The following is a 20,880-nucleotide window of genomic DNA, read 5'->3' as shown; positions in this document are numbered from 1 at the left end:
GCAAGGCCAAGACTATTCGACCCCGCCCAGCTTTCGGGATCTCCACCTGGCCGAGATCCGCTCACCGGACTGCCGGCTTGCTCGCGTATCGACCCCGTTGGCACCGTGTTCTCATGACATCCGACCTCACCGATTCGCGTCGAGTCGATCCCGAAGGAGCAGTGAACGCGCTGTTCGAGCCGCTGCAGGTCCGCTCCCTTGCCCTGCCGAACCGCATCGTCATGTCCCCCATGACGAGGGAGCACTCACCCGGCGGGGTCCCCGGTGCGGACGTGGCCGCCTACTACCGGCGGCGCGCCGAGGGCGGCAGCGGTCTGGTGATCACCGAAGGCGTGGCGATCGACCACCCGACCGCCGTCGACAGTCCGAAAGTGCCACGCCTGCACGGCGAAGCGGCACTTGTGGGCTGGCGCGGCGTGGTCGACGAAGTTCACGAAGCGGGCGGCCGGATCATCCCGCAGCTCTGGCACGTCGGACCACTCTGGGGCGCGATGAGCGACGTGGATCCGAGCCTGACGTCGATGCGCCCGTCCGGAGTGTGGGGCCGGGCGGGGCGCACCGTCTACCCGGACGACTACATCGCCCGTGCGAGCGCTCCGACCGCGGCGATGACCGAGCAGGACCTCGAGGATGTCATCGCCGCGTACGTGCGCTCGGCCCGCAACGCGGTCGAGGTCGGATTCGACGGGATCGCCATCCACGCCGCACACGGCTACCTGTTGGATTCGTTTCTGTGGGAGTCGACGAACCAACGCACCGATCAGTGGGGCGGCGACCTGCAGCGGCGCACCCGGTTCCCGGTGGAGGTGATTCGGGCGATCCGGCGGGAAATCGGTCCGGAGCTGCCGATCTTCTTCCGGTTCTCGCAGCACAAGCAGCAGGACTATGGCGCCCGGATCGCGAACACCCCCGCCGAGCTGTCCGTCGTACTGAACGCGCTGATCGACGCGGGAGTGGACGTGCTGGACGCCAGCATTCGCCGTTTCGACATCCCAGCGTTCGAGGGGAGCGATCTCACACTGGCTGGGTGGGCGAAGAAGCTGACCGGAGCCGTGAGCATGGCCGTGGGCAGCGTCGGCCTGAGCAAGCCACTGCGCGACACGGGCACGCCCGAACCCGCCGACCTCGATGGAGTATTCCGGCGGTTGAAAAGCAACGAGTTCGATCTGGTCGCGATCGGGCGACTGCACCTGGCCGATCCGGCCCTGGCTCGCACGCTGCGCCGCGGTGGGCCCATCCCGACCTTCGACCGCGAACGACACGAGGGACAGCTGTACTGACGTGGATTTCTAGGTCAAGATCGATCTGAGTGTCCACGGCTGTACTCGTGCCCATCGAGCCGCACCCCCCGACTGAACCTGCAGCCATTCGGGTTGTTCGGTGTCGAGGGAAGCGGTGATGCGGTCGTGGACCGGAGATTTCGAGGTTCTGGCCGACAGTGTGGGCGCGGGTGTAGTCGTCGTCGCCGAGACGGATGGGGATCCGGTGGGCGGGGCCGGGGTTGGCGTCTTGTCCAGTCCGGTGATGATGGCCGCTAGTCTCGGGGCCGGCTGTCGTGATGCTTGACCCACCGCCCCTGTTGGTGGTCCCAGTAGCGGGTGCGATCGTGTGAGTGACCAGGCGGAGGTGAAGCGGCCGCAGCTGTGCCCGTCGCGGTTTTTCTGTGTGATCCTGTGTGTGCGCCGGGAGAACCACCGGCAGTCGGATGCCCGATGGAGGGGCTGCGGTGGGGCAGCCTGTGCGCGCGCAGAACCACGTCGTGGGTGTGGTGTGCACCCGCGCCGCCACTGATCGAACGCTCCCGCACCTCGTTCACGTCGATGTGCCAGCTGTCGTCGAGTAGCGCCGCCACGTCACCGGGTGTGACCCAATCACCGGGATCGAAGCCGTGCTCCCGCGCCGCCTCCGCGTCGCGGATGTCGTGGTGGACGACCAGCAAGATGCCACCCGGTGCGACCGCGGAGACCAGCGCACGTTCGGCGGCACGATGGGCGGTACTGCGCAAGGCGGGGTACTGGGCTGAGACCAGGTCGAAACCACCCGCGGGCACGTCGGCATCGAGCAGTCCGCTCAGCACCCAGGTGATGTCCACGTCTTCCCGGTCGGCGTGTGCCCCGGCCCGGTCGAGGGCGATGCGCGAAACGTCCAGCGCGGTCACGGCCCATCCCTGCCGGGCGAGCCAGAGCGCGTCGGCGCCTTCACCGCAACCGACGTCCAGGGCGCGTCCCGGCGGTGCGCCGGTCATCTCGTCGACAAGTGCACCGTTGGGTTCGCCGCTCCACACGCGATCCTGCTCGCTGTAGCGCGCATCCCATTCGTCCGCCTCACGTGATGTCGTCTTGACCTCGGTGACCTCGCCCGCATCTTCCATACCAACACAGTGCAATAACACCGACGGTTTCGGCGAGAGTTCTTGCCGTATCGGCAAGCTAGGCAATCGCAAGACGGGCGCCGGGCCGGACGTCGGCGGGCAGGGACCGGTGCGTGGTGTAGGTGCTGTCTCGGCTCCGCCATCAACGAACTCGCACGCCTCTCACGATCGGGGATGAACCCAGGGCGCACAATCGGTGAATGCCTTTTCGGTTCGTACAGGAGACAGTCCGTTTTCTCGCGGTCTCCGATCCCGGCAGGCTGCGGCTCCGTGCCGCAACCGCCACGACGATCACCGTCGTGCTCGCGATGGTGGTGCTACTACCGGGTTCCGACGTGATCGGCCAGCCACTCACCGTCGCGCTTCTCGGGACGGTTGTCGCGATGCAGTCCTCGGCGGCGGTCAAGGACAGGGATCAGCACAGCAGGGTGATCACGACACTGCTGCTCGTGTTCCCGGCAATCGCAGCGGTGTCGATGTCCGCGGCGCTGTCACACTTCGGGAAGGTCGCCGATGTGGGTTTCATCGCGGTGCTCTTCGCGGCCGTCTGGGTGCGGCGCTACGGCCCGCGAGGGACGGCTCTCGGGATGGTCGCGTTCATCTGCTACTTCTTCGCGCTCTTCCTTCGGGCCGAGCCTGGGCAGATTCCCATCCTCGCCGTGTCCATCGTCGCCGGCGTCGGTATCTCGCTCCTCGTCCGAACAGTGATCCTGCCGGATCGGCCGGGGCTCGAACTCAAACGTTTGGTTCGGGCGCTGCGGGCCGCGTCGATCGACGTGCTGGAGGTGGCGTCGAACAGGGGTGATCGGAATCTCGATCTACTCCGCAAGAAACTCGATCGGCTCGGAAGCACCGCGCTGATGATCGACGACTGGCTCGACCGCAACGATGCAGCTCAGATCCTGAGCGTCACGAATGATGATCTGTCCGTTCGTATCTTCGATGCGCAAATCGCTACCGAACAACTCGTCAGCGCGCTGTGGGCGCTCGACCCGAACAAGTCGTGGCCGAATTCGCTGGGGCAGGCGACCACGGCACTGGGATCGTGCCTGCAGAACAATCCGTCGGACGACCAACTCCGCGCTGCCCGACGCCTCGCCGCCACGGCCGCAGACAAGTCCGATCCATCGACTCCGGCGGGTATCGCGACCGCCGTCGCGATGCGAGCAGTGCAGGCACACATCGCGATCCATCACATCACCAACAATGCCCTGCGAACAGAATCCGAGCCGAGGAAGAAGCCGGACGAGGACGAAGAAACGGACACCGGATGGAATCCGAGCACCAAAGCCGCGATCCAGGTAGCCGTCGCGACCAGCGCTGCAACGATCCTCGGTGAGCTCATCTCGCCCGACCGCTGGTACTGGGCGGTCCTGACGGCCTTCCTCGTTTTCACCGGAGCATCTACCCGCGGTGAGATTCTCTCGCGCGCAGGCCACCGCGTCGTCGGCACCATCGCGGGAGTTCTTGCAGGAGTATTGCTGTCCGCGTTGGTCGGAAACAACCAGCCATTGCAGCTGCTCCTGCTCGTCGTCTGCGTATTCTTCGCGTTCTACCTCGTGACGGTCGCCTACGCATTGCTCTCCTTCTTCGTCACCGTCATGCTTGCGATGCTCTACGGACTGCTCGGCACATTCAGCATCGAGGTACTCGAACTGCGCATCTACGAAACGGCGGCCGGCGGAATCGTCGGAATCGCGGCGGCGTACTTCATCTTCTCCACCGGAACGAGATCGACGCTGACCTCGAAGATCGACGACTACCTCGATCAGATGACTGCCATCATCGACACCGCTATCGGAGCCGTCGTCCAACCAGGCCACGAGACTGACCTCGTCGCCGACATCCGGAAGCTGGACAACGCGCTGAAGGACCTTGTCACGGCGGGCAAACCCTTGGAAATGGGACCGACGACGCGGACCCGCCGGGGCGCAAAACGGTTGTTGCGGATCATGACGGCCAGCAATCGGTCGTCTCATGCACTCGCCCGAGCAGGGGTAAGCGCCGCCCGCGGCGAACCAGACAGCGAACCGTCGCAGGAGACCACGAAGGCATTGCGCCAAGCATCCGACGTCACCAAGGCAACCATCGCCGACGTCAAACGCGCACTCGCCGGCGAGCACGTAGAGCCTCCAGAGAAACTCACCGAAACCTCGGCACCCGACGTCATGCTGCAGTCGACCACCACGCCGGGGCCGGTTCGCAGTGCCGTCCGCTCGCTCAGCACCCTCAACCGCACGATGGGGGAGGCATTGACGCATGTCTGATGGCTCGTATGTACTCCCGAGCGAAGCACAAAGCAAGCCAGTCGAACCGGGAAGCCTGCCGAAGTCCCCGGCGCTGACCCGCAACGGTGGGCGGTCTTCGCGAGGAGGCGGGGAGCTCGATTACCCATAACTCGGCCAAATCCTCAGGCGCACATGTGTGGACGAGGTTGACATCACCGACCCGCAGTCGATCGACCGGGCGTTGCGTGTCGCGGTCACCAATCCCGCGGTGCTGGTCGAGTTCGGGTTCTCCGGCAGCCGGTATCGATGAGGGCATTCGTTCACCCAGCGGACGTCAGCACTCCGATGATTGCAATCGCGATCGCCGAGGCGGCGCCACAGATTGTCCAGGCCTGCACAGCGGTCCGGCGCCAGCGGGGATCGCGGAGCCGGGTGGTCGGCGCGGGGGCAGCGCCTCCGCCACCGACACGTGACGGTTCGGGTTCACGTACGTGACGGTGCGACATCGCATCCGCAGCGAGCGCTGCGCCGAGAGAGGCGACCACCACGATCAACGTGACGGCGATGACCACAACAGTCCAGGGCATATGTGCACCGTGCCTTTACGATTCCTGGGATGCCGACGGCATGCGTCGACGTTGGTGTGGGCGTGCGTCATGGCGAAGGCCGGAGCATCACAGCTGCCGCGATGAGGCCGGCGAAGGTCGCGGCGACGATCGCCGCGGTGGCGCACAGTGAGCTGGTGACCATCCAGGCGGGCATGGCGACGGATAGTGCGGCACCGGCACCGATGATTGGCTGTGAGAGGCGTTCTGCACCGCCGGGAATGTGCTGCTTCATGGGTAGCGAGGGATGCATTCCAAGCTCCTTTCGCAAAGGGATAGACGCAGGCGGTGGTGATATCGAGTCCGATCGGCAGGGCCGCCTGGGTGGTTTGTCTGTCTCCTCCGGTAACGATTAAGAGTGATTTGGATCACAATTGAGTTGCAGGGCTCGTTTGTACCGCATTCCTGTCGGGAGCGCCACTAGGCAACCGTCCATGTTCGGGAATCCCCGGCAGCGTCCGGTGCGATTCGCGGTAACCCGCCGGGTGCTGTAATCCGCTCGGCGGATCGAACACCGACGTGAATCGCCGACGTTGCGAGACAACGGGACTTAAGACCCTATCCGCAAATGCTTTCGCCGAGCTTACGATGCCGCGTGTGACACTCGGCTCCCTGTCCTTGGCCCTTCTACGTGTGAACTACCGACTGGCGCGGCTTCCGCTGCAACTGTTCGAAGACGTGGCGGTGTCTCGGCTCGACGAACGGGAGCCGGTACGGCTCGCCTACGAGCAGATTCTGATCGACTGCGACCGTGCCGCGGCATACCTGCTCAACGATGGGAACGCGGCCCGGCGTGCGGCTGAGTTGGAGCGGCGGACCGCGTCGGTGCGACTGCTGATTGCCCGTGAACATCACCGCGTGCAGCGTCGTGGTGTGATCTTGCTCGATGAGCAGCGCGAGCGGTTTCATCGACGCCGTCAGCAGGACGCGGGTCTGCCGACATGACGTGAGCCTTGTTCGTCGTTACGGTGGTGCGCGGTCAGCACAATCGACCGGTGAGCCGACGGGCCCAGGTGGGGCGTAGGGAAGTTTCGCGCATCATCAGGGCGCGCCGGCCGCTCTGGCCTTTCACGCCACGTGTGGTGGTAGCTGCCGGGATGGGGGAGGGCTGACTGCTTTGCGGCGGGCGGGCCCGTAGTTCGCTGGCGTAGTGCGCACCACGTCTCAAACCCGGTTCAGCCCACCAGCGGCCTGAATTCGTGGAGGTTCAACAGCTGCTGCACATACTGCCCTTCGGCCAGCGCCGTCATGGCGTCGAGCCTGGCCAACTCTCCGGGGCTAGCCGTCGCAATGTCGAGTTGCATCAACTCGGCGACCCACTCCCGGATCTCCTGATGGATCACACCCGATCACCACCTCTGCACTGTGCGTTTGCGCGACTCGGGCCGACGCTGATTCTCGATCTGATCTGGCGTCAGCGCCGGATCTCGAGCCTGACGGCGACGCCGGTCTTGCGTGCCTCGGCGATCGCGGCATCGTCCTGTGTGCTCATGCCTTGATTCTCCTCCGAACGTCCAGAGCGCGGGAATCGCCGGTTATCACCACCGAGTTCATTGGCTCTCCGGCGGCCATTTTCAGCCGCGGAGGGCGTAGTACCTCTCGCGGGGCTCGCCGGCCCAACCGTTGATGCCTTTCCGCGGAAGCCACCAGGCGTGGATCAGCAGCACGATCGCGGCCAGGACGGCGAGCAGCACGAAGAACCAGAATCGCCCCGCAGTGGCGGAAACCAGGACCGACAGCCCGCACAACACGACGATCTTTCCGATCCGCCGCCATTTCGGGGTGTGTTCCTCCCAATGCCCCCACACAATGGTGCCTACGGCGGTGATCCCGCATATCACCGCAATTCGAACCAATAGGGCCAGCTGCTCATCGTTCACCTTCCCATGCCTCGCGGAGGCCGTCCTGCCTGCGGACCCCGGCGTGACCAATCGTCAGCAGAACAATCGCAGCAACCCGAGAGCTACTGTCCAGTTGAAGGCGTTCACCCCGCTCGTCGTCCGGTCAGCGGGCGTAGCGCTGGTCGATCGGAGGCAGGGTGGTGGGGCCGAAGTTGTTCGCGATCGGCATCATCGCCGTGAACCAGGTGCGGGCCGGCTCGGTGCCACCGAAGAGGTTGCCGTCCCCGCACGAGCGCAGTGGGCTGGTGCAGATCTGGCCGGGGGTCGGCGAGTCCCCGAACACATAGACGCTGCCGGCCAGGTTGTTGGTGTACCCGACGAACGCCGACGACATGTGCGATTCGGTGGTCCCGGTCTTGCCGGACATCGGCAGCTTCCACCCGGCGGCCGCGGCCGCGGCCGACGCCGTGCCACCGGGCAGGTCGTCTTTGCTGAGCGCGTTGGACAGGGTGTCGGCCAGGCCGGGATCGATGACCTGCTCGCAGGCTTGCTGGGTGAGGGGTACCGGCCGGCCCTCGCGGTCGACGATGGAGTCGATCGGAGTCGGTGGGCACCATTTGCCGTGCGAGGCCAGGGTCGCGGCGACATTCGACAGTTCGAGCGGATTGATCCACACCGGGCCAAGGGTGAACGACCCCAGATTCTGGTCCTTCTGCATGTCGGCCAGGCTCTGGTCTCCGAACCCGGAGGTGCCCGGTTCGGTGTAGGACCGCATGCCGAGGCGCACCGCCATGTCGACCGTCGCATCCACCCCGGTGGCCTGGAGAAGTTTCACGAACGCGGTGTTCGGGGACTGGGCGAGGGCGTCGGTGACCGCCAATGCCCGCGGATAGGGGGCGGCGTTCTGCACGCAGTAGGTCGCCGCCGGGCATCCGGGGGCGCCGCCGTCGCCCATCCCGCGGGCGTCGAACCGGCCGGGCACGTCGAGGATCGCGTTGAGCCGGAGCCCCTTTTCCATGGCCGCGGCGGTGGTGAAGATCTTGAACACCGATCCGGCGCCGTGCCCGGACAATGAATAGGGCAACTCCTGCACCGTCTCGGCGGCGGCAGCGTCCAGGCCGTAGTTGCGGCTGCCCGCCATCGCCAGGACCCTGTGTTGGTCCTGGCCGGGCTGCACGACGTTCATCACGCTCGCGATGTCGGGGAGCTTCGGGTCGGCGTAGGTGGACACCGCCGACCTCACTGATCCCTGCACGGCCGGATCGAGGGTGGTGCGGATCAGGTAGCCGCCCTTCTCGAGCTGCTCCCGGGACAACCCGGCGGTCTGGAGGTACTGCAACGCGTAGTCGCAGAAGAACCCGCGGTCGCCGGCGGCGATGCATCCTCGGGGCAGATTGTTCGGTTTCGGGAGCACCCCGAGCGGCGTTTCCTTCAGGGCGCGGATCTCGGCTGCCCGGTCCGGAACATTCACGACCAGGGTGTCCAGGACGACATTGCGGCGCTCGAACACCCCCTCCGGGTTGGTGTAGGGGTTGAGTGCGGAGCTGGACTGCACCATGCCCGCGAGCATCGCCGACTGCGCCAGGTTCAGGTCCTTGGCGTCGATGCCGAAGTACGTGCGGGCGGCGTCTTGCACCCCGAAGGAACCGTTGCCGAACGGCACCAGGTTCAGGTACCGGGTGAGAATTTCCTCTTTGGAGAGTTCCTGGTCGAGGGTCATCGCCATCCGGATCTCCCGGATCTTGCGGACCGGCGTGGTCTCGATCGCGGCACGGCGCTCGGCGTCGGTCTTGGCGACCACGTGCAGTAGGTAGTTCTTCACGTACTGCTGATTGATGGTCGAGGCACCCTGCTCGATCTGACCGCTGGTGGTGTTGGTGAAGAACGCCCGCATGGTGCCCTGCCAGTCCACCCCTTGATGTTCGCCGAACCGTCTGTCCTCGATGGAGAGAATCGCCAGTTTCATCTCGTTGGAGATCTGGTCGCTGGGGACCTCGAATCGGCGCTGGTCGTACAGCCAGGCGATCGGGTTCCCGGTGATGTCGGTCATGGTCGTCACCGCCGGCACCACCCCGTCGGCCAGTTCGGCCGAGGAATTACCGACGCTGTCGGCGGCACGGTTGGACGCGTACCCGAGCCCGGCGGCGATCGGGAACATCACCCCGGCCAGCATTATCCCCGCGGCCACGGTGGCGCCGGTGAGTTTGAGAACAATCTTGGAATGCACTTCGGCACCTCATTCCGACGGTGCACCGGCAACGAATCTACCGATGCTGAAACGACTATCGGGTCACGCGGCACGTCCGGTGAGGGATGTGGCGCCCAAGCCCGTGGCGGTCACGAGAGGGGAGTGGCGTCAGATCTGCTGGGACGGCAGCCGGTGCCTGCCTGTCACACCCGGAGCACACAGGTGCTGTTCCGCGCGGGCATGGGTGACACGGCCGAGGTCGGTGACGGTGCCCGGGCGCGGACCGGCAGCGATACCGGCCAGTTGACGGCGCCGCGCTCCGGGGCGCGGCGCGGCGCGAGCGCGTCGGCTCCGACGTCAGCTGGGAGCGTCTCCTGCGCATCGTCCACCGCGTTGGTGTGGCCGAACTGCAGGGCCATGCGCTCGACGGCGATCACCCCGAGCACGGTGAGCAGCGCCGTGCGCCGCCGCGAGGATTGCCGACCGCCACACACAGGGCTCAAGGTAACACCGATAGCGTGTTTCCTGCCCTGTTCCGGGGAGAGACCATCAAAGGCGCTGAACCGGTGGGCGATCCGCCGCCCGTCGGCCACAGCCAAAGCGAGGGGGAGACCCCTGGCAGAAGATGACGGACCGCGCGGAGTCCGGATCTGGAACCCCGTTGCGTCGATACAAGATGACGAATCATCACTTCCAGATCGGTCAGAAATCGAGAAGCGCCGGCCCCGAGCCGCGCATAACGTGGTCGTCATCGCCGAACGAGCGGCCGCCGCATAACGAAGGAGACGAACATGAGCCCCACAATCCGCAGCCTGGTGATCCCCGTATCCGACCTGGACGCCGCCAAGGCGGTCTATTCCGCGCTGCTCGGCGCACCTCACACCGACGAGGCCTACTACGTCGGATACAACGTGGACGGCTTCGAGGTCGCGCTGAATCCAGGTGACGGGGCCGCCGGACCGGTTGCGTTCGCCGACGTCGAGGATCTCGACGCGACCCGCGACACGCTGCTTGCCGCCGGCGCAACCGAGCGCGACGCTCCACGTCAGGTTGCACCCGAGACACGGATTTGCGTGCTTGCCGACGCTGACGGCAACCCGATCGGGCTGCGCGGCCGATAGACGTCGGCGTGGCCGGGCCCTCCCACGTGAATCGCGCGGGAGGGTGGGGCGAATCAGCGCACTCGTCCAGGACGGCTACGCGTAACCTCGGCCCGGTAGCCGGACACTCGGACTGCTTGTGTTCCTTGCCATTCGACGGCGAGCGGACTATCTCCTACGCACCTCGGCGACGCGGCGGAGCAGTTGGGCGGATCCTGGCCATCGCCTGCGCGTGACTGTGACCCCGGAAACCGCCTGCGGTGACTGTGGCCCGGAAACCGATTCGATGACCCGTGCAGACGTCGCACCGACACATCACTACCGATCATGACGAAATCCACCAGGCGAACACAGCAAAGGTTGAGCGTTCCACGCTCAATTCTTCGCCTTGACCTCGGTTTGGACCGGGGGGAAAATTGAGTCGATAACACTCAATTTCGGTGGGTGTGACGACGAGCAGATCGACCGAAGGATCACGCCACCCGGTGTGCTGCTGGAGGCGGTCATGGCTCGCGCGGTGGGAATCGATTTGGGGACCACGAACTCGGTGGTGTGCGTGCTGGAGGGTGGCGACCCGGTGGTGGTCGCCAACTCGGAGGGGGCGCGCACGACACCGTCGGTGGTGGCGTTCGCGAAGAACGGTGAGGTGCTGGTCGGCCAGCCCGCGAAGAACCAGGCCGTCACCAACGTCGATCGCACCATCCGCTCCGTCAAGCGCCACATCGGCACCGACTGGCATGTGGAGATCGACGGCAAGAAGTACACGCCCCAGGAGATCAGTGCCCGCACGCTCATGAAGCTGAAGCGCGACGCCGAGGCGTACCTGGGTGAGGACATCACGGACGCCGTGATCACCGTCCCCGCGTACTTCGAGGACGCCCAGCGTCAGGCCACGAAGGAAGCCGGCCAGATCGCCGGTCTCAACGTCCTGCGCATCGTCAACGAGCCCACCGCGGCCGCGCTGGCCTACGGCCTGGACAAGGGCGACAAGGAACAGACCATCCTGGTCTTCGACCTCGGTGGCGGCACGTTCGACGTCTCGCTGCTCGAAATCGGCGAGGGCGTCGTCGAGGTCCGGGCCACGTCCGGTGACAACCACCTCGGTGGTGACGACTGGGACGACCGGATCGTGAAGTGGCTGGCCGAGAAGTTCAAGGCTCAGAACGGCATCGATCTGACCAAGGACAAGATGGCCCTGCAGCGTCTGCGTGAGGCTGCCGAGAAGGCCAAGATCGAACTGAGCTCCTCGCAGAGCACGTCGATCAACCTGCCCTACATCACCGTCGACGCGGACAAGAACCCGCTGTTCCTCGACGAGCAGCTCTCCCGCAGCGAGTTCCAGAAGATCACGTCCGATCTCCTCGACCGCACCCGCGCCCCGTTCCAATCGGTGATCAAGGACGCGAAGATTTCCGTCAAAGACATCGACCAAGTCGTGCTCGTCGGTGGTTCCACCCGTATGCCGGCCGTGACGAATCTGGTTCGCGAGCTGACCGGCGGGAAGGAACCGAACAAGGGTGTCAATCCGGACGAGGTCGTCGCCGTCGGCGCCGCCCTGCAGGCCGGTGTTCTCAAGGGTGAGGTCAAGGACGTGCTGCTCCTCGACGTCACCCCGCTGTCCCTCGGTATCGAGACCAAGGGTGGCGTGATGACCAAGCTCATCGAGCGCAACACCACCATCCCGACCAAGCGTTCCGAGACCTTCACCACGGCTGACGACAACCAGCCGTCGGTGCAGATCCAGGTGTTCCAGGGTGAGCGCGAAATCGCCTCGCACAACAAGCTGCTCGGCTCGTTCGAGCTGGCCGACCTGCCGCCGGCACCGCGGGGGGTGCCGCAGATCGAGGTCACCTTCGACATCGACGCCAACGGCATCGTGCACGTGACCGCCAAGGACAAGGGCACGGGCAAGGAGAACACGATCAAGATCCAGGAGGGTTCCGGTCTGTCCAAGGAAGAGATCGACCGGATGATCAAGGACGCCGAGGCTCACGCTGCCGAGGACGCCCAACGCAGGGAGGAAGCGGAGGTCCGCAACCAGGCCGAGTCGCTGGTGTACCAGACCGAGAAGTTCATCAAGGACAACGAGGACAAGGTGCCCGCCGACGTCAAGGAGAAGGTCGAGTCGTCGATCACGAATGCCCAGGAGAAGTTGAAGGGCAGCGACGTCGCGGCGATCAAAGAGGCCATCGAGAAACTGTCCACCGACTCGCAAGCCTTGGGCCAGGCGATCTACGACGCGCAGGCGAAGGACTCGGCCGCCACCGGCGGTGGGAACGGTTCCCCGGGTGGGGACGAGGAGGTCTTCGACGCTGAGGTGGTGGACGAACCCGGACGGGAGGACAACCGATGAGCAGCAGCGAGCGCCGCAACGGCAACAAGCCGCCGCGGGAACCGATCTCGATCACCGACAAACGCCGCGTCGATCCGGACACCGGCCGGGTGCGCGAGCACACTCCGAGCCAGCCCGTCACCCCGACCCCACAACGGGAACCCCCGCCGACCACGTCCGACGCGGAGATGCACCCCGGTGACCGGGCCGATCGGGCGGCGCGCGAACACCCTGATCGAGTGGCGGAGTTGACCGCCGATCTGCAGCGGGTGCAGGCCGAGTACACCAACTACCGGCGCCGGATCGAACGCGACCGACACGCGGCAGTCGAGGCCGCGACGGCGTCGGTGGCGGCGAAGTTTCTCGGGATCCTCGACGACCTCGATCGAGCCCGCGAGCACGGCGACCTCGAAACCGAACCCCTGCGTGCGATCGCGGCCAAGCTCGATGCCATCCTGACCGGCCTGGGAGTGGCCGCATTCGGTGAAGAGGGCGACCGCTTCGATCCCACCTTGCACGAAGCGGTCCAGCACGAAGGTGCCGGGGGCGATCCCGTCGTGGGCAGGGTGCTGCGACGCGGCTACACCTTCGGTGACCGCAAGGTGCTGCGGACCGCGACGGTCGCCGTGGTCGAGGGGCCCGCTTCGCCGGGGAACGGCACGGGCACCGCCCCGGTCGACGGTGCCTGAGACACCGCACACCAGCCTGACAACGCCGATCTCGGAGCGCACGGCGCTCTCGTCGCAGCCAGGAGAGGAAAGGAGGATGCCAAGTGTCGCAGCAGGAATGGCTCGACCGCGACTTCTACGCCGCTCTGGGTGTCCCTTCGACGGCGTCGGCCGGGGAGATCAAGAAGGCGTACCGCACATTGGCTCGGGAGCTGCATCCGGACGCAAACCCGCACAACACCGAGGTGGGGGATCGGTTCAAGGCGGTCAGTGAGGCGTACGCGGTGCTCTCGGACCCCGCCACACGCAAGGATTACGACCGCGTGCGCCGGCTGCTCCGATCCGGAGCGTCCACCGGGACGGGTTTTCCTCCACGCGCCGGGTCGGGCGGCTTCGAATTCGGGGACCTGTTCGGGAGCGGTCCACCCTTCACCATGGCCGATCCTCTGGGCGGGGTCGGCGATGTGCTCGGAGACCTGTTCCGGCGCGCAGGAACCCGAACTGCATCGGCCCGGCCGAGGCGGGGCAGCGACGTCGAGACCGAGACCAGACTGTCGTTCCAGGAGGCGGTCGCCGGGATGGTGTTGCCGCTATGGATGACCGGGCCGATGGTGTGCACCAGCTGTCACGGCTCCGGCATACGGCCGGGAACCCGGCAACGAACGTGCCCACACTGCCGCGGGGTCGGGGCGCGCAACCGGAATCTGGGCGGCTTCGGGTTCAGCGAACCCTGCGAGGGTTGCCGGGGCACGGGATCGATCGTCGACACCCCCTGCCCGGATTGCCAGGGCAACGGGATCGGGGACCGCACCCGCACTATCTCCGTCCGTGTTCCGCCCGGGGTGAGCGACGGGCAACGCATCCGGTTACTGGCGCAGGGCGAACCTGGTCTCGGTGGGGCGCCGTCGGGGGACCTGTATGTCACTGTGCGCGTCGAACCGGACCCAGTGTTCGCCCGCAGCGGCGATGATCTCACCGTCACCGTTCCCGTGTCGTTCGCCGAATTGGCCTTGGGTACCGTGCTGTCCGTACCAAACTTCGATGGTCGGGTCAGTCTGAAGACCCCGCCGGGAACCCAGTCGGGGAGAACGTTCCGGCTGCGCGGACGCGGGGTGCCTCGCCGCGGCGACGCGGTCGGTGATCTGCTGGTCACCGTAGAGGTCGCGGTCCCGTCCGATCTCGGCCAAGAAGCCGCTGAGGCGTTGCGGGCGTACGCTCGGGCAGAGGAAATAGGCGGATTCGACCCCCGCCCCGGTTGGGCGGAAAGCCGATGACGTCGGGAACGATGTCAGCACCGCGGAATCACCTCGTCATTCCCGCCGTCGAGATCGACACCCGCATCCGGTACCCGCTTCCCACCCTCACCACCGAATTGTGAAAGGAGTGTCCGATGACCCCACCCGACGAATGCGCCGGCGTCCGCTACCTAGTCGATGACGTGTCCGCAGCGATGGACTTCTACACCAGCCACCTCGGCTTCACCTTGCACGCCAATCCCGCCCCTGCGTTCGCCGACGTGATCCGTGGCCCCTTGTGATTGTTGCTGTCCGGCCCGGCCAGTTCGGGTGCTCGCGCCACCCCGTCCGACATCACCGGCCCGGGCGGCAACCGTATCCACCTCATCGTCAGCGACCTCGACGCCGAGATCACCCGACTACGCGACGCCGGTGTCGCCTTTCGCAGCGATGTGGTCAGCGGCCCGGGTGGTCGCCAGATTCTGCTCGCCGACCCTGCCGGTAATCTGATCGAGCTGTTCCAGTCCTCCGCACCGGCCAGGTGACCTCGGAGTGCGCTCGTCATCGCGGCTACTGCTGCCAGTGCTCCCGTGAGCACCGGCGACAGGTGCCCTGCCGGACCGAACCCGTGCGATTCCGGAACCCGACGTTCCACGGGGTAGGTCCTCCGCGACATTATGTGTGGACCTGTTTCCACCGCACCCGGTGAGAATGAGTGTGCCAGCCACTGGCAGGCGACAAGGATTCACTTCAGATGCGTGATCACACCGGACCATGCACGCTCGGGCAGCCGATTCCTCGAGTAGCTGCAGATCACATGAACGATATTCGGCTCGAATGGATCTCGACTCGCAGCCACGACTGTCACCCCGGTCGCCGGTCGACCCATCACCAACGTGGCGGCAGTGGCGCGGGATCCGGCCACGACCCATCGGGCGTCTCGGAGTGACGATTGATCGGCCTTGTTTCGGCGGCCGGCCTCCACGGCATCGAAGAGTGGAAGTGCTTGGCAGCGGCGAACGAGCCTGGTGTGGCCAGGCATCGGCGCTTTGCCACTGTGCTCACAGCCTTGTACACTTTCGGACCATGCGAGGACACCTCCATTTCACGACGACGCCGGACGCTGCCGGCGCCTTCGTGATGGACTGAGAACCCTCAGGCATTTCAAGCCCCGGAGCAGATCCGGGGCTTCTTGCTTTCCTGGCTGCTCCGGCACGAACAACAGGAGCAGACTTATGGTCACTGACCACCGAGATCTCAACCACGACATGGCCATATTTGCCACGGATCCGCTTGCCGGATCCGGTCTTCCGATGTGGCTTCCCACCGGTGCCGTTGTCCGAGAAGAACTGCAGAAGCTGGCAAAGGAGTTGGCGTCGAGTGATGGATGCCTCGGCGTGTTCTCACCGGTGCTCGGGAAACGAGCGCTGTACGAGCGGTCCGGGCATTTGAGCAAGTTCAGCCAAGACATGTTCCCCGCCATGCGCATTGGGGATGACGAGGTCATGCTGCGGCCCGCGAACTGTCCTCACCACGCCTTGATCTACGCCTCCGACAGACGCTCATATCGTGAGCTGCCGCTTCGATTCAACGAACTCGCCTCCATGTTCCGAGCCGAGCGTTCCGGAGTTCTGTCCGGCTTGAATCGCGTCCGACAGATCAACCTCGACGACACGCACGTCTTCTGCCGCCCGGACCAAGTGCTGCATGAAGCCGAGCTGGGGTTGCGAGCTGCGCTGCGCGCACAGGAGATCTTGGGGCTACCCGTCGATTACGTCCGGCTCTCGATGCGTGACAATTCGGCCGCGTGGCTCGGAACCGAAGCGCAATGGGAGCACGCTCAGGAGCAACTTCGTGCTGCCGGATCGTCCGTCCTCGACGAGCATGGGCCGAACCTGGTCGAAGCCCCAGGTGAGGCCGCTTTCTATGGTCCCAAGCTCGATCTCCAAGTCAACGACGGACGTGGCCACGAGGAAACCATCGCCACCGTGCAGCTCGACTTCAACCAGCCGGAGCGATTCGACCTGACCTATGTCGGCGCCGACGGTGGAGACCATCGACCGGTGATGATCCATCGAGGGACTGTCGGGTCGATGGAGCGAGTGACCGCAGCGCTCCTCGAACGCTACTCGGGACGCCTTCCGTTCTGGTTGGCTCCAGTCCAGGTCACAGTTCTGCCGGTCACTGCCGAGCAGGATGCTGTGGCGCGCGCGTTCGCGGATGTAGTACGGCAGCGGGGGCTGCGCAGCCGAGTCGACCATGACGGGTCACTGGGAGCGCGTGTTCGGAAAGCCCGGAAAACCAGAGACCATCTGATCGCAGTCATCGGGCAGACGGAAATCGCGCAGAAGAGTGTGCAGATCACGGACGTCGCCAGTGGTGTTCGAACCCGAATCAGTCAGGAGCAACTTCTCGGGTTGATGGACGACGCGTACCGCCACCGCAGGGCAACCCTCGATTGGGCCCTCTGCGAGCGAGTCTCATGTGGATGAAGTGGCTTGGTGCATTGTGTGACGCGTGGGAGATGAGGTGCCTCTGGGTGGTGCCGGATGCGTTGTGGGAGACCAGGTGGCTACCGCGGGCGTGGCTGCGTGAACAGGGCGTCACCCCGCGGATCGCGTGCCGCGGAGTCGAGAGGAACGACCGACTGTCTGCCGGGAGCGCTCGTGGCTAGGTCGGATTCGGTCTGTTTCGGGTGACTGAGCGCTGATGGACCCGGTTTCCAGCCTGCCGACGAGGTGTGGGCCTAGGGTGGACTCGGGTGTGGAATCGATGAGTGTCGGCGCGAACCGGCGCCGCTCAGCTGGTTCTGCGAGTCCGAGAGGCACGCGATGACGGATTCGAGCGCGAATACCGTGAGGGTCTCGTTGCGGACGCTGCTGTGGCTGGCTATCGGCATCCTGGTGACGCTGTTCGCGGTGTCTGCAGCCTTCGCGGTGTACGGGAGATTGGCGGTCCGAGCCGCCGTAGACGACCTGTCCGAGCAGCTGCTGCCCGCGCAGCGGGCGGTGGCCGAGCTGACCACGTCGTATGTGAACCAGGAAACGGGACAACGCGGCTACGCCCTGACAGGTGAACCGCAATTCCTCGAACCCTACGATGCGGGCCGGCGTGACGCGGCTGCACTGCACACCCGCCTGGACACGCTGCTCGCCGAGGATGCGGCCGCGCAGGAAGCGCTGCAGACGACGGTCGAGGCGGCCGAGACGTGGCGGATACGGGCAGCGGAGCCGGAGATCTCCGCTCGCCGCGACTCCGCGAGCGAACCGGATCGGATCCAGGCGACGACCGGGACGGGCAAGGAGTTGTTCGACGACCTGCGCGCACGGATCGCGGCATTGAGTGCCCGCACCGACATCCTGGTCACCGAGCAGGTCGAACGAGTCCACTCGGCGCAGGCCCTGGCGAACATCACGACCGTCGTCGCGTGCGTTCTCGCCGTGGTCATGGTCGTGACCGCGGTGTATTTGACGCGGCGGCTGCTGACACGGCCGATCGATCATCTCCTCGCCGACATCAGCGCGGTGGCCGGCGGCGACTACGTGCGGGAGATCGACACCGACGGGCCCCGGGAGGTGGCGATCATCGCGGGCACGGTCGACACGATGCGGACCAGCCTGTTGACCAAGAACGAACAACTCATGGCGGCGGAGCGGGCCAGCGCACGTGATGACGAACAGAGCCGGATGGCGGCGGATCTCCACGATGTGATCCTCCAACGCGTGTTCGGTCTGGGCCTCGCACTGACCTCCCTGGGCTTCCGGCAACCACGCTTGTCTGCCGAACTCGACCCACTGATCGACGAGACCGACAGCATCGTGCGTGGGTTACGTGCCGTCATATTCGATCTCACCCAGTCCACCGCGGCCGTGCGGTCCGGGGACGTGGGCAGCCTGAGTGCCGCGGTGAGTGAGATCGTCGAAAACAGCGCCGCAGCGCTCGGTTTCACCCCCGACTTCTGTGTGGAGGGACCGGTCGACCGGTATTCCGGTGGGGAGGCCGGGCCGGAACTGCAGGCGGCCCTGCGCGAGGTCCTGAGCAACGTGGCCCGCCACGCACAGGCGAGCGTATGCAGCGTCCGGGTCACCGCCGACGAGGATGGCCTCGTCTTGACCGTGAGCGACAACGGCACCGGAATCGCGGCGGGTGCTGCGCACGGACACGGACTGACGAACATTCGGAGTCGCGCCGAGCGGCTCGGCGGGCACACGGCCTTTCGCGACCTGGGGCCGGGGACGGTGATCGAGTGGGAGGTCCCCGCAACGAAGGCGTCTCCACAAGGGCTTATCGACCGCGGGACCGGTGACCTGTGACTCCGCTGCCGCATCGGCGTGGCACGACAGTTCCGACACGGCAGTCGCTGCAGCAGCGTGCCGTGCGCGAATGGTCTTCGTGCAGGCCGGGTCGCGTACGGACCGGGTGGTGCATATGCTCAACCTCAGGGTTCGGCGAGCGAAGAGGTGCAGCAACATGGCCCGAAACAACGACCACCGGCCGGTGGGTGTGCAGGAGTTGATCATCGGCGTCCGGGTGCTGATCCGCAGGAACACCGAGGCCGACGTCATCGGTGAGATTGTCGAGGACTTCGCGGCATTGACCGACCCCGGCGGCCGTGGGCACGAGTGGGCGCCGGCGCATCGTTGGGCGCTCGCGCTCGACGACGGGCGACTGATCTTCGCCGACACCGAGGACCTGACCATCGATCCGAGCTCCCCCCGTTCCGTCCCGGATTCGGGCCCGGCTCCGGCAGTGCGCACGCCCGGCAGACACCGGGGAGAGTAATCGGCGCCGCCGCAGACGCGTTCCGACCACAGCGATTTCGGGACGCAATGGTGCACTCTTGTCCGAACAGCTCTGAGCGACGTCGCCTCAGAGCAGAACTGCGGCGATCTCGTCGGCGGTGACGCGGGCGAGTTCCACGAAGAATGGAATGCGCGCGTCGATCATGAGTTCGGTGGGCCCGCGCAGGATAGATAGATGCGGTGCTGGCGGTACGAGATCTGACCGTAGGCAGCCAGCGCTGCCGAGCCGGTAGCGGTTAGACGTCTTGTCCTTGTCGAGAAAGCCGCCCTGATCGAGGATGTCACCAAGGCAACGCAAGGCAGAGTGTGGAGCCTGCTCTCCCCGGACAGCAAATACTTCGATTCCCGACACGACGACACCTACCCCGCCGACATCGACGAGGCCGGCTCCCTGCTGGACGCTGCCGGCTGGACCGCGCCGATGCCGGCGGGTCCCGCCTGAAGATCAAGCTCCTGGCCACGATTCCCACCTACCCGCTCGACGACGTTCTCGAGGCGTGGCAGGCGGAGATCCGCCAGAACCTCGGAGCCGAGGTGGAACTCGAATACGTCGAGAACGCACTGGTGTACAACCTGCTCGCCAGTAACGACTACGAGGCGTTCCCTCGGCAGATCGGCGGACTCGATCTGTCCCTGCAACTCAACCGTGCCTTCGGCTCCACCACACCGGACCTGAAGTACGGCCAGATCGACGGCATCACCATCGGATCGATCGTCGCCGGGTCCAAGCTCGCCGACCCGCAGGTCGACCAGTGGCTGGTCCAGGCCACCAAAGCGACCGACGAGGCCACACGACGGGGTCTGTTCGACCAGGTGACACGCTTCATCCTCGACAACGCCGTCGCGTTGCCACTGTTCACGGACCGCAACAGCGTGGCCGCGACATCCAGCGTCCACAACGTCACCACGCTCTTCGATCCTCCCCGCAACGTCGTCAGCGCCTCGGCGTACGACATCGCAGTCAACTGACGACGGCACGATCACTGATCGTGATGGACCGGGACCGGTAGTTGCAGTCGACGGGCGTCACGCTTCGGAGCTCGGTGGTCATGGGAGTGTCGGTGGTCAGGTTTGCCGGTGCACCGACACCGTTTCGGGCACAATGGCGGTCGTACCGCACCGACACACTGGGGAGGGAACGATGTGGGAGTTGCCAATTGAGGGTGGCATACCCTGGCTGGTCTGGCTCTTGGACCTGGTGATCAACGGATCCTGATGGCGCTATATACCGCGGCCGACCTGCCGGCGAAGGACACGAGAGACCGACCGCGACCGACCTCGAGGTAGAAGTCGGAGTTGCCGACGGAGAACTCGTGCTGGCGTCCGACAGAGGAAAAGGGAGCGCCGAAATCGCTGAGGAAGTGGGCGAGCCGACCGATGAGGGCATCGTCGAGGGTCGCGTTCGCTGTAGGCGGGTCGAGGGCAGCAGGGTGCTGCGCAATTGGGTCGGGGTGTTCGCTGGCGAGGGTGCGCATGTAGACGAGGCTGCGTTGGGGCAGTAGTCGCATGC

At 65.7% G+C, this 20,880-nt stretch carries 20 protein-coding genes and 1 pseudogene; 12 read left to right on the top strand and 9 right to left on the bottom strand.

Annotated elements, in window-relative coordinates; genetic code table 11:
- Positions 1-113 precede the first annotated feature (113 nt).
- Positions 114-1,280: an NADH:flavin oxidoreductase gene (locus QM841_RS09080; protein WP_283331728.1), complete on the top strand. Its 1,167-nt coding sequence runs from the start codon at positions 114-116 to the stop codon at positions 1,278-1,280.
- Positions 1,281-1,534: 254 nt separating this feature from the next.
- Here QM841_RS09080 and QM841_RS09075 read toward each other — a convergent pair whose 3' ends face one another.
- Complete coding sequence (locus QM841_RS09075) at positions 1,535-2,371, bottom strand: class I SAM-dependent methyltransferase (protein WP_283331726.1); 837 nt, start codon at positions 2,369-2,371, stop codon at positions 1,535-1,537.
- Positions 2,372-2,571: 200 nt separating this feature from the next.
- On the opposite strand from QM841_RS09075, the gene QM841_RS09070 reads away from it, so the two are divergent.
- Positions 2,572-4,638, top strand: coding sequence for an FUSC family protein (locus tag QM841_RS09070; protein ID WP_283331725.1), 2,067 nt, complete (start codon positions 2,572-2,574; stop codon positions 4,636-4,638).
- 281 nt (positions 4,639-4,919) lie between these two features.
- On the opposite strand, the gene QM841_RS09065 is transcribed toward QM841_RS09070, so the two are convergent.
- Entirely contained in the window at positions 4,920-5,186 is a 267-nt protein-coding gene (locus QM841_RS09065) for a hypothetical protein (RefSeq protein ID WP_283331724.1), read from the bottom strand.
- 67 nt (positions 5,187-5,253) lie between these two features.
- On the bottom strand, positions 5,254-5,457 hold the full coding sequence (locus QM841_RS09060; RefSeq protein ID WP_283331722.1) for a hypothetical protein: 204 nt from the start codon (positions 5,455-5,457) through the stop codon (positions 5,254-5,256).
- Positions 5,458-5,801: 344 nt separating this feature from the next.
- Between QM841_RS09060 and QM841_RS09055 the strand changes: the two genes are divergently transcribed.
- A complete protein-coding gene (locus QM841_RS09055; RefSeq protein WP_283331721.1) occupies positions 5,802-6,149 on the top strand; it encodes a hypothetical protein in 348 nt (115 codons plus the stop codon).
- Between the two features lie 230 nt (positions 6,150-6,379).
- Here QM841_RS09055 and QM841_RS09050 read toward each other — a convergent pair whose 3' ends face one another.
- The 4 genes from QM841_RS09050 to QM841_RS09035 form a co-directional block, all read right to left on the bottom strand.
- A complete protein-coding gene (locus tag QM841_RS09050) occupies positions 6,380-6,547 on the bottom strand; it encodes a hypothetical protein (RefSeq protein ID WP_198602278.1) in 168 nt (55 codons plus the stop codon).
- Positions 6,548-6,778: 231 nt separating this feature from the next.
- On the bottom strand, positions 6,779-7,084 hold the full coding sequence (locus QM841_RS09045) for a hypothetical protein (RefSeq protein WP_283331720.1): 306 nt from the start codon (positions 7,082-7,084) through the stop codon (positions 6,779-6,781).
- A gap of 124 nt (positions 7,085-7,208) precedes the next feature.
- On the bottom strand, positions 7,209-9,272 hold the full coding sequence (locus QM841_RS09040; RefSeq protein ID WP_280782291.1) for a transglycosylase domain-containing protein: 2,064 nt from the start codon (positions 9,270-9,272) through the stop codon (positions 7,209-7,211).
- Positions 9,273-9,436: 164 nt separating this feature from the next.
- Positions 9,437-9,727: a hypothetical protein gene (locus tag QM841_RS09035; RefSeq protein WP_283331719.1), complete on the bottom strand. Its 291-nt coding sequence runs from the start codon at positions 9,725-9,727 to the stop codon at positions 9,437-9,439.
- 297 nt (positions 9,728-10,024) lie between these two features.
- On the opposite strand from QM841_RS09035, the gene QM841_RS09030 reads away from it, so the two are divergent.
- The 8 genes and pseudogenes from QM841_RS09030 to QM841_RS08995 all read left to right on the top strand — a co-directional run bounded on the left by QM841_RS09030 (position 10,025) and on the right by QM841_RS08995 (position 19,350).
- Entirely contained in the window at positions 10,025-10,354 is a 330-nt protein-coding gene (locus QM841_RS09030; RefSeq protein WP_280782289.1) for a VOC family protein, read from the top strand.
- 484 nt (positions 10,355-10,838) lie between these two features.
- Positions 10,839-12,686: a molecular chaperone DnaK gene (gene dnaK / locus QM841_RS09025; RefSeq protein WP_283331717.1), complete on the top strand. Its 1,848-nt coding sequence runs from the start codon at positions 10,839-10,841 to the stop codon at positions 12,684-12,686.
- Entirely contained in the window at positions 12,683-13,354 is a 672-nt protein-coding gene (gene grpE, locus QM841_RS09020) for a nucleotide exchange factor GrpE (RefSeq protein ID WP_283331715.1), read from the top strand. Before dnaK ends, grpE begins: the two co-directional genes overlap by 4 nt.
- Before the next feature lie 83 nt (positions 13,355-13,437).
- Complete coding sequence (locus QM841_RS09015) at positions 13,438-14,607, top strand: DnaJ C-terminal domain-containing protein (RefSeq protein ID WP_283331713.1); 1,170 nt, start codon at positions 13,438-13,440, stop codon at positions 14,605-14,607.
- Between the two features lie 116 nt (positions 14,608-14,723).
- Positions 14,724-15,113 (top strand): annotated as a pseudogene (locus QM841_RS09010) (VOC family protein).
- 690 nt (positions 15,114-15,803) lie between these two features.
- Positions 15,804-17,060: a threonine--tRNA ligase gene (gene thrS, locus QM841_RS09005; RefSeq protein ID WP_283331963.1), complete on the top strand. Its 1,257-nt coding sequence runs from the start codon at positions 15,804-15,806 to the stop codon at positions 17,058-17,060.
- A 339-nt stretch (positions 17,061-17,399) separates the two neighbouring features.
- On the top strand, positions 17,400-18,881 hold the full coding sequence (locus QM841_RS09000) for a sensor histidine kinase (protein WP_283331711.1): 1,482 nt from the start codon (positions 17,400-17,402) through the stop codon (positions 18,879-18,881).
- Positions 18,882-19,038: 157 nt separating this feature from the next.
- On the top strand, positions 19,039-19,350 hold the full coding sequence (locus tag QM841_RS08995; protein WP_283331709.1) for a hypothetical protein: 312 nt from the start codon (positions 19,039-19,041) through the stop codon (positions 19,348-19,350).
- Positions 19,351-19,437: 87 nt separating this feature from the next.
- Here QM841_RS08995 and QM841_RS08990 read toward each other — a convergent pair whose 3' ends face one another.
- Complete coding sequence (locus tag QM841_RS08990) at positions 19,438-19,722, bottom strand: hypothetical protein (protein WP_283331707.1); 285 nt, start codon at positions 19,720-19,722, stop codon at positions 19,438-19,440.
- Positions 19,723-19,904: 182 nt separating this feature from the next.
- Between QM841_RS08990 and QM841_RS08985 the strand changes: the two genes are divergently transcribed.
- Positions 19,905-20,339 carry a periplasmic substrate-binding domain-containing protein gene (locus QM841_RS08985; protein WP_283331706.1) on the top strand — a complete coding sequence of 145 codons (435 nt, stop codon included), beginning with the start codon at positions 19,905-19,907 and terminating at the stop codon, positions 20,337-20,339.
- Positions 20,340-20,572: 233 nt separating this feature from the next.
- Here QM841_RS08985 and QM841_RS08980 read toward each other — a convergent pair whose 3' ends face one another.
- Entirely contained in the window at positions 20,573-20,878 is a 306-nt protein-coding gene (locus QM841_RS08980; protein ID WP_283331704.1) for a hypothetical protein, read from the bottom strand.
- Positions 20,879-20,880 lie beyond the last annotated feature (2 nt).

Origin of the sequence: Rhodococcus sp. IEGM 1307, from assembly GCF_030056915.1 — a bacterium.
In the GTDB taxonomy this organism is placed as follows: Bacteria; Actinomycetota; Actinomycetes; order Mycobacteriales; family Mycobacteriaceae; genus Rhodococcus_F; species Rhodococcus_F opacus_D.
Note: the sequence above shows the minus strand (reverse complement) of the source record. Positions and strands in the feature narration are given on the sequence as shown.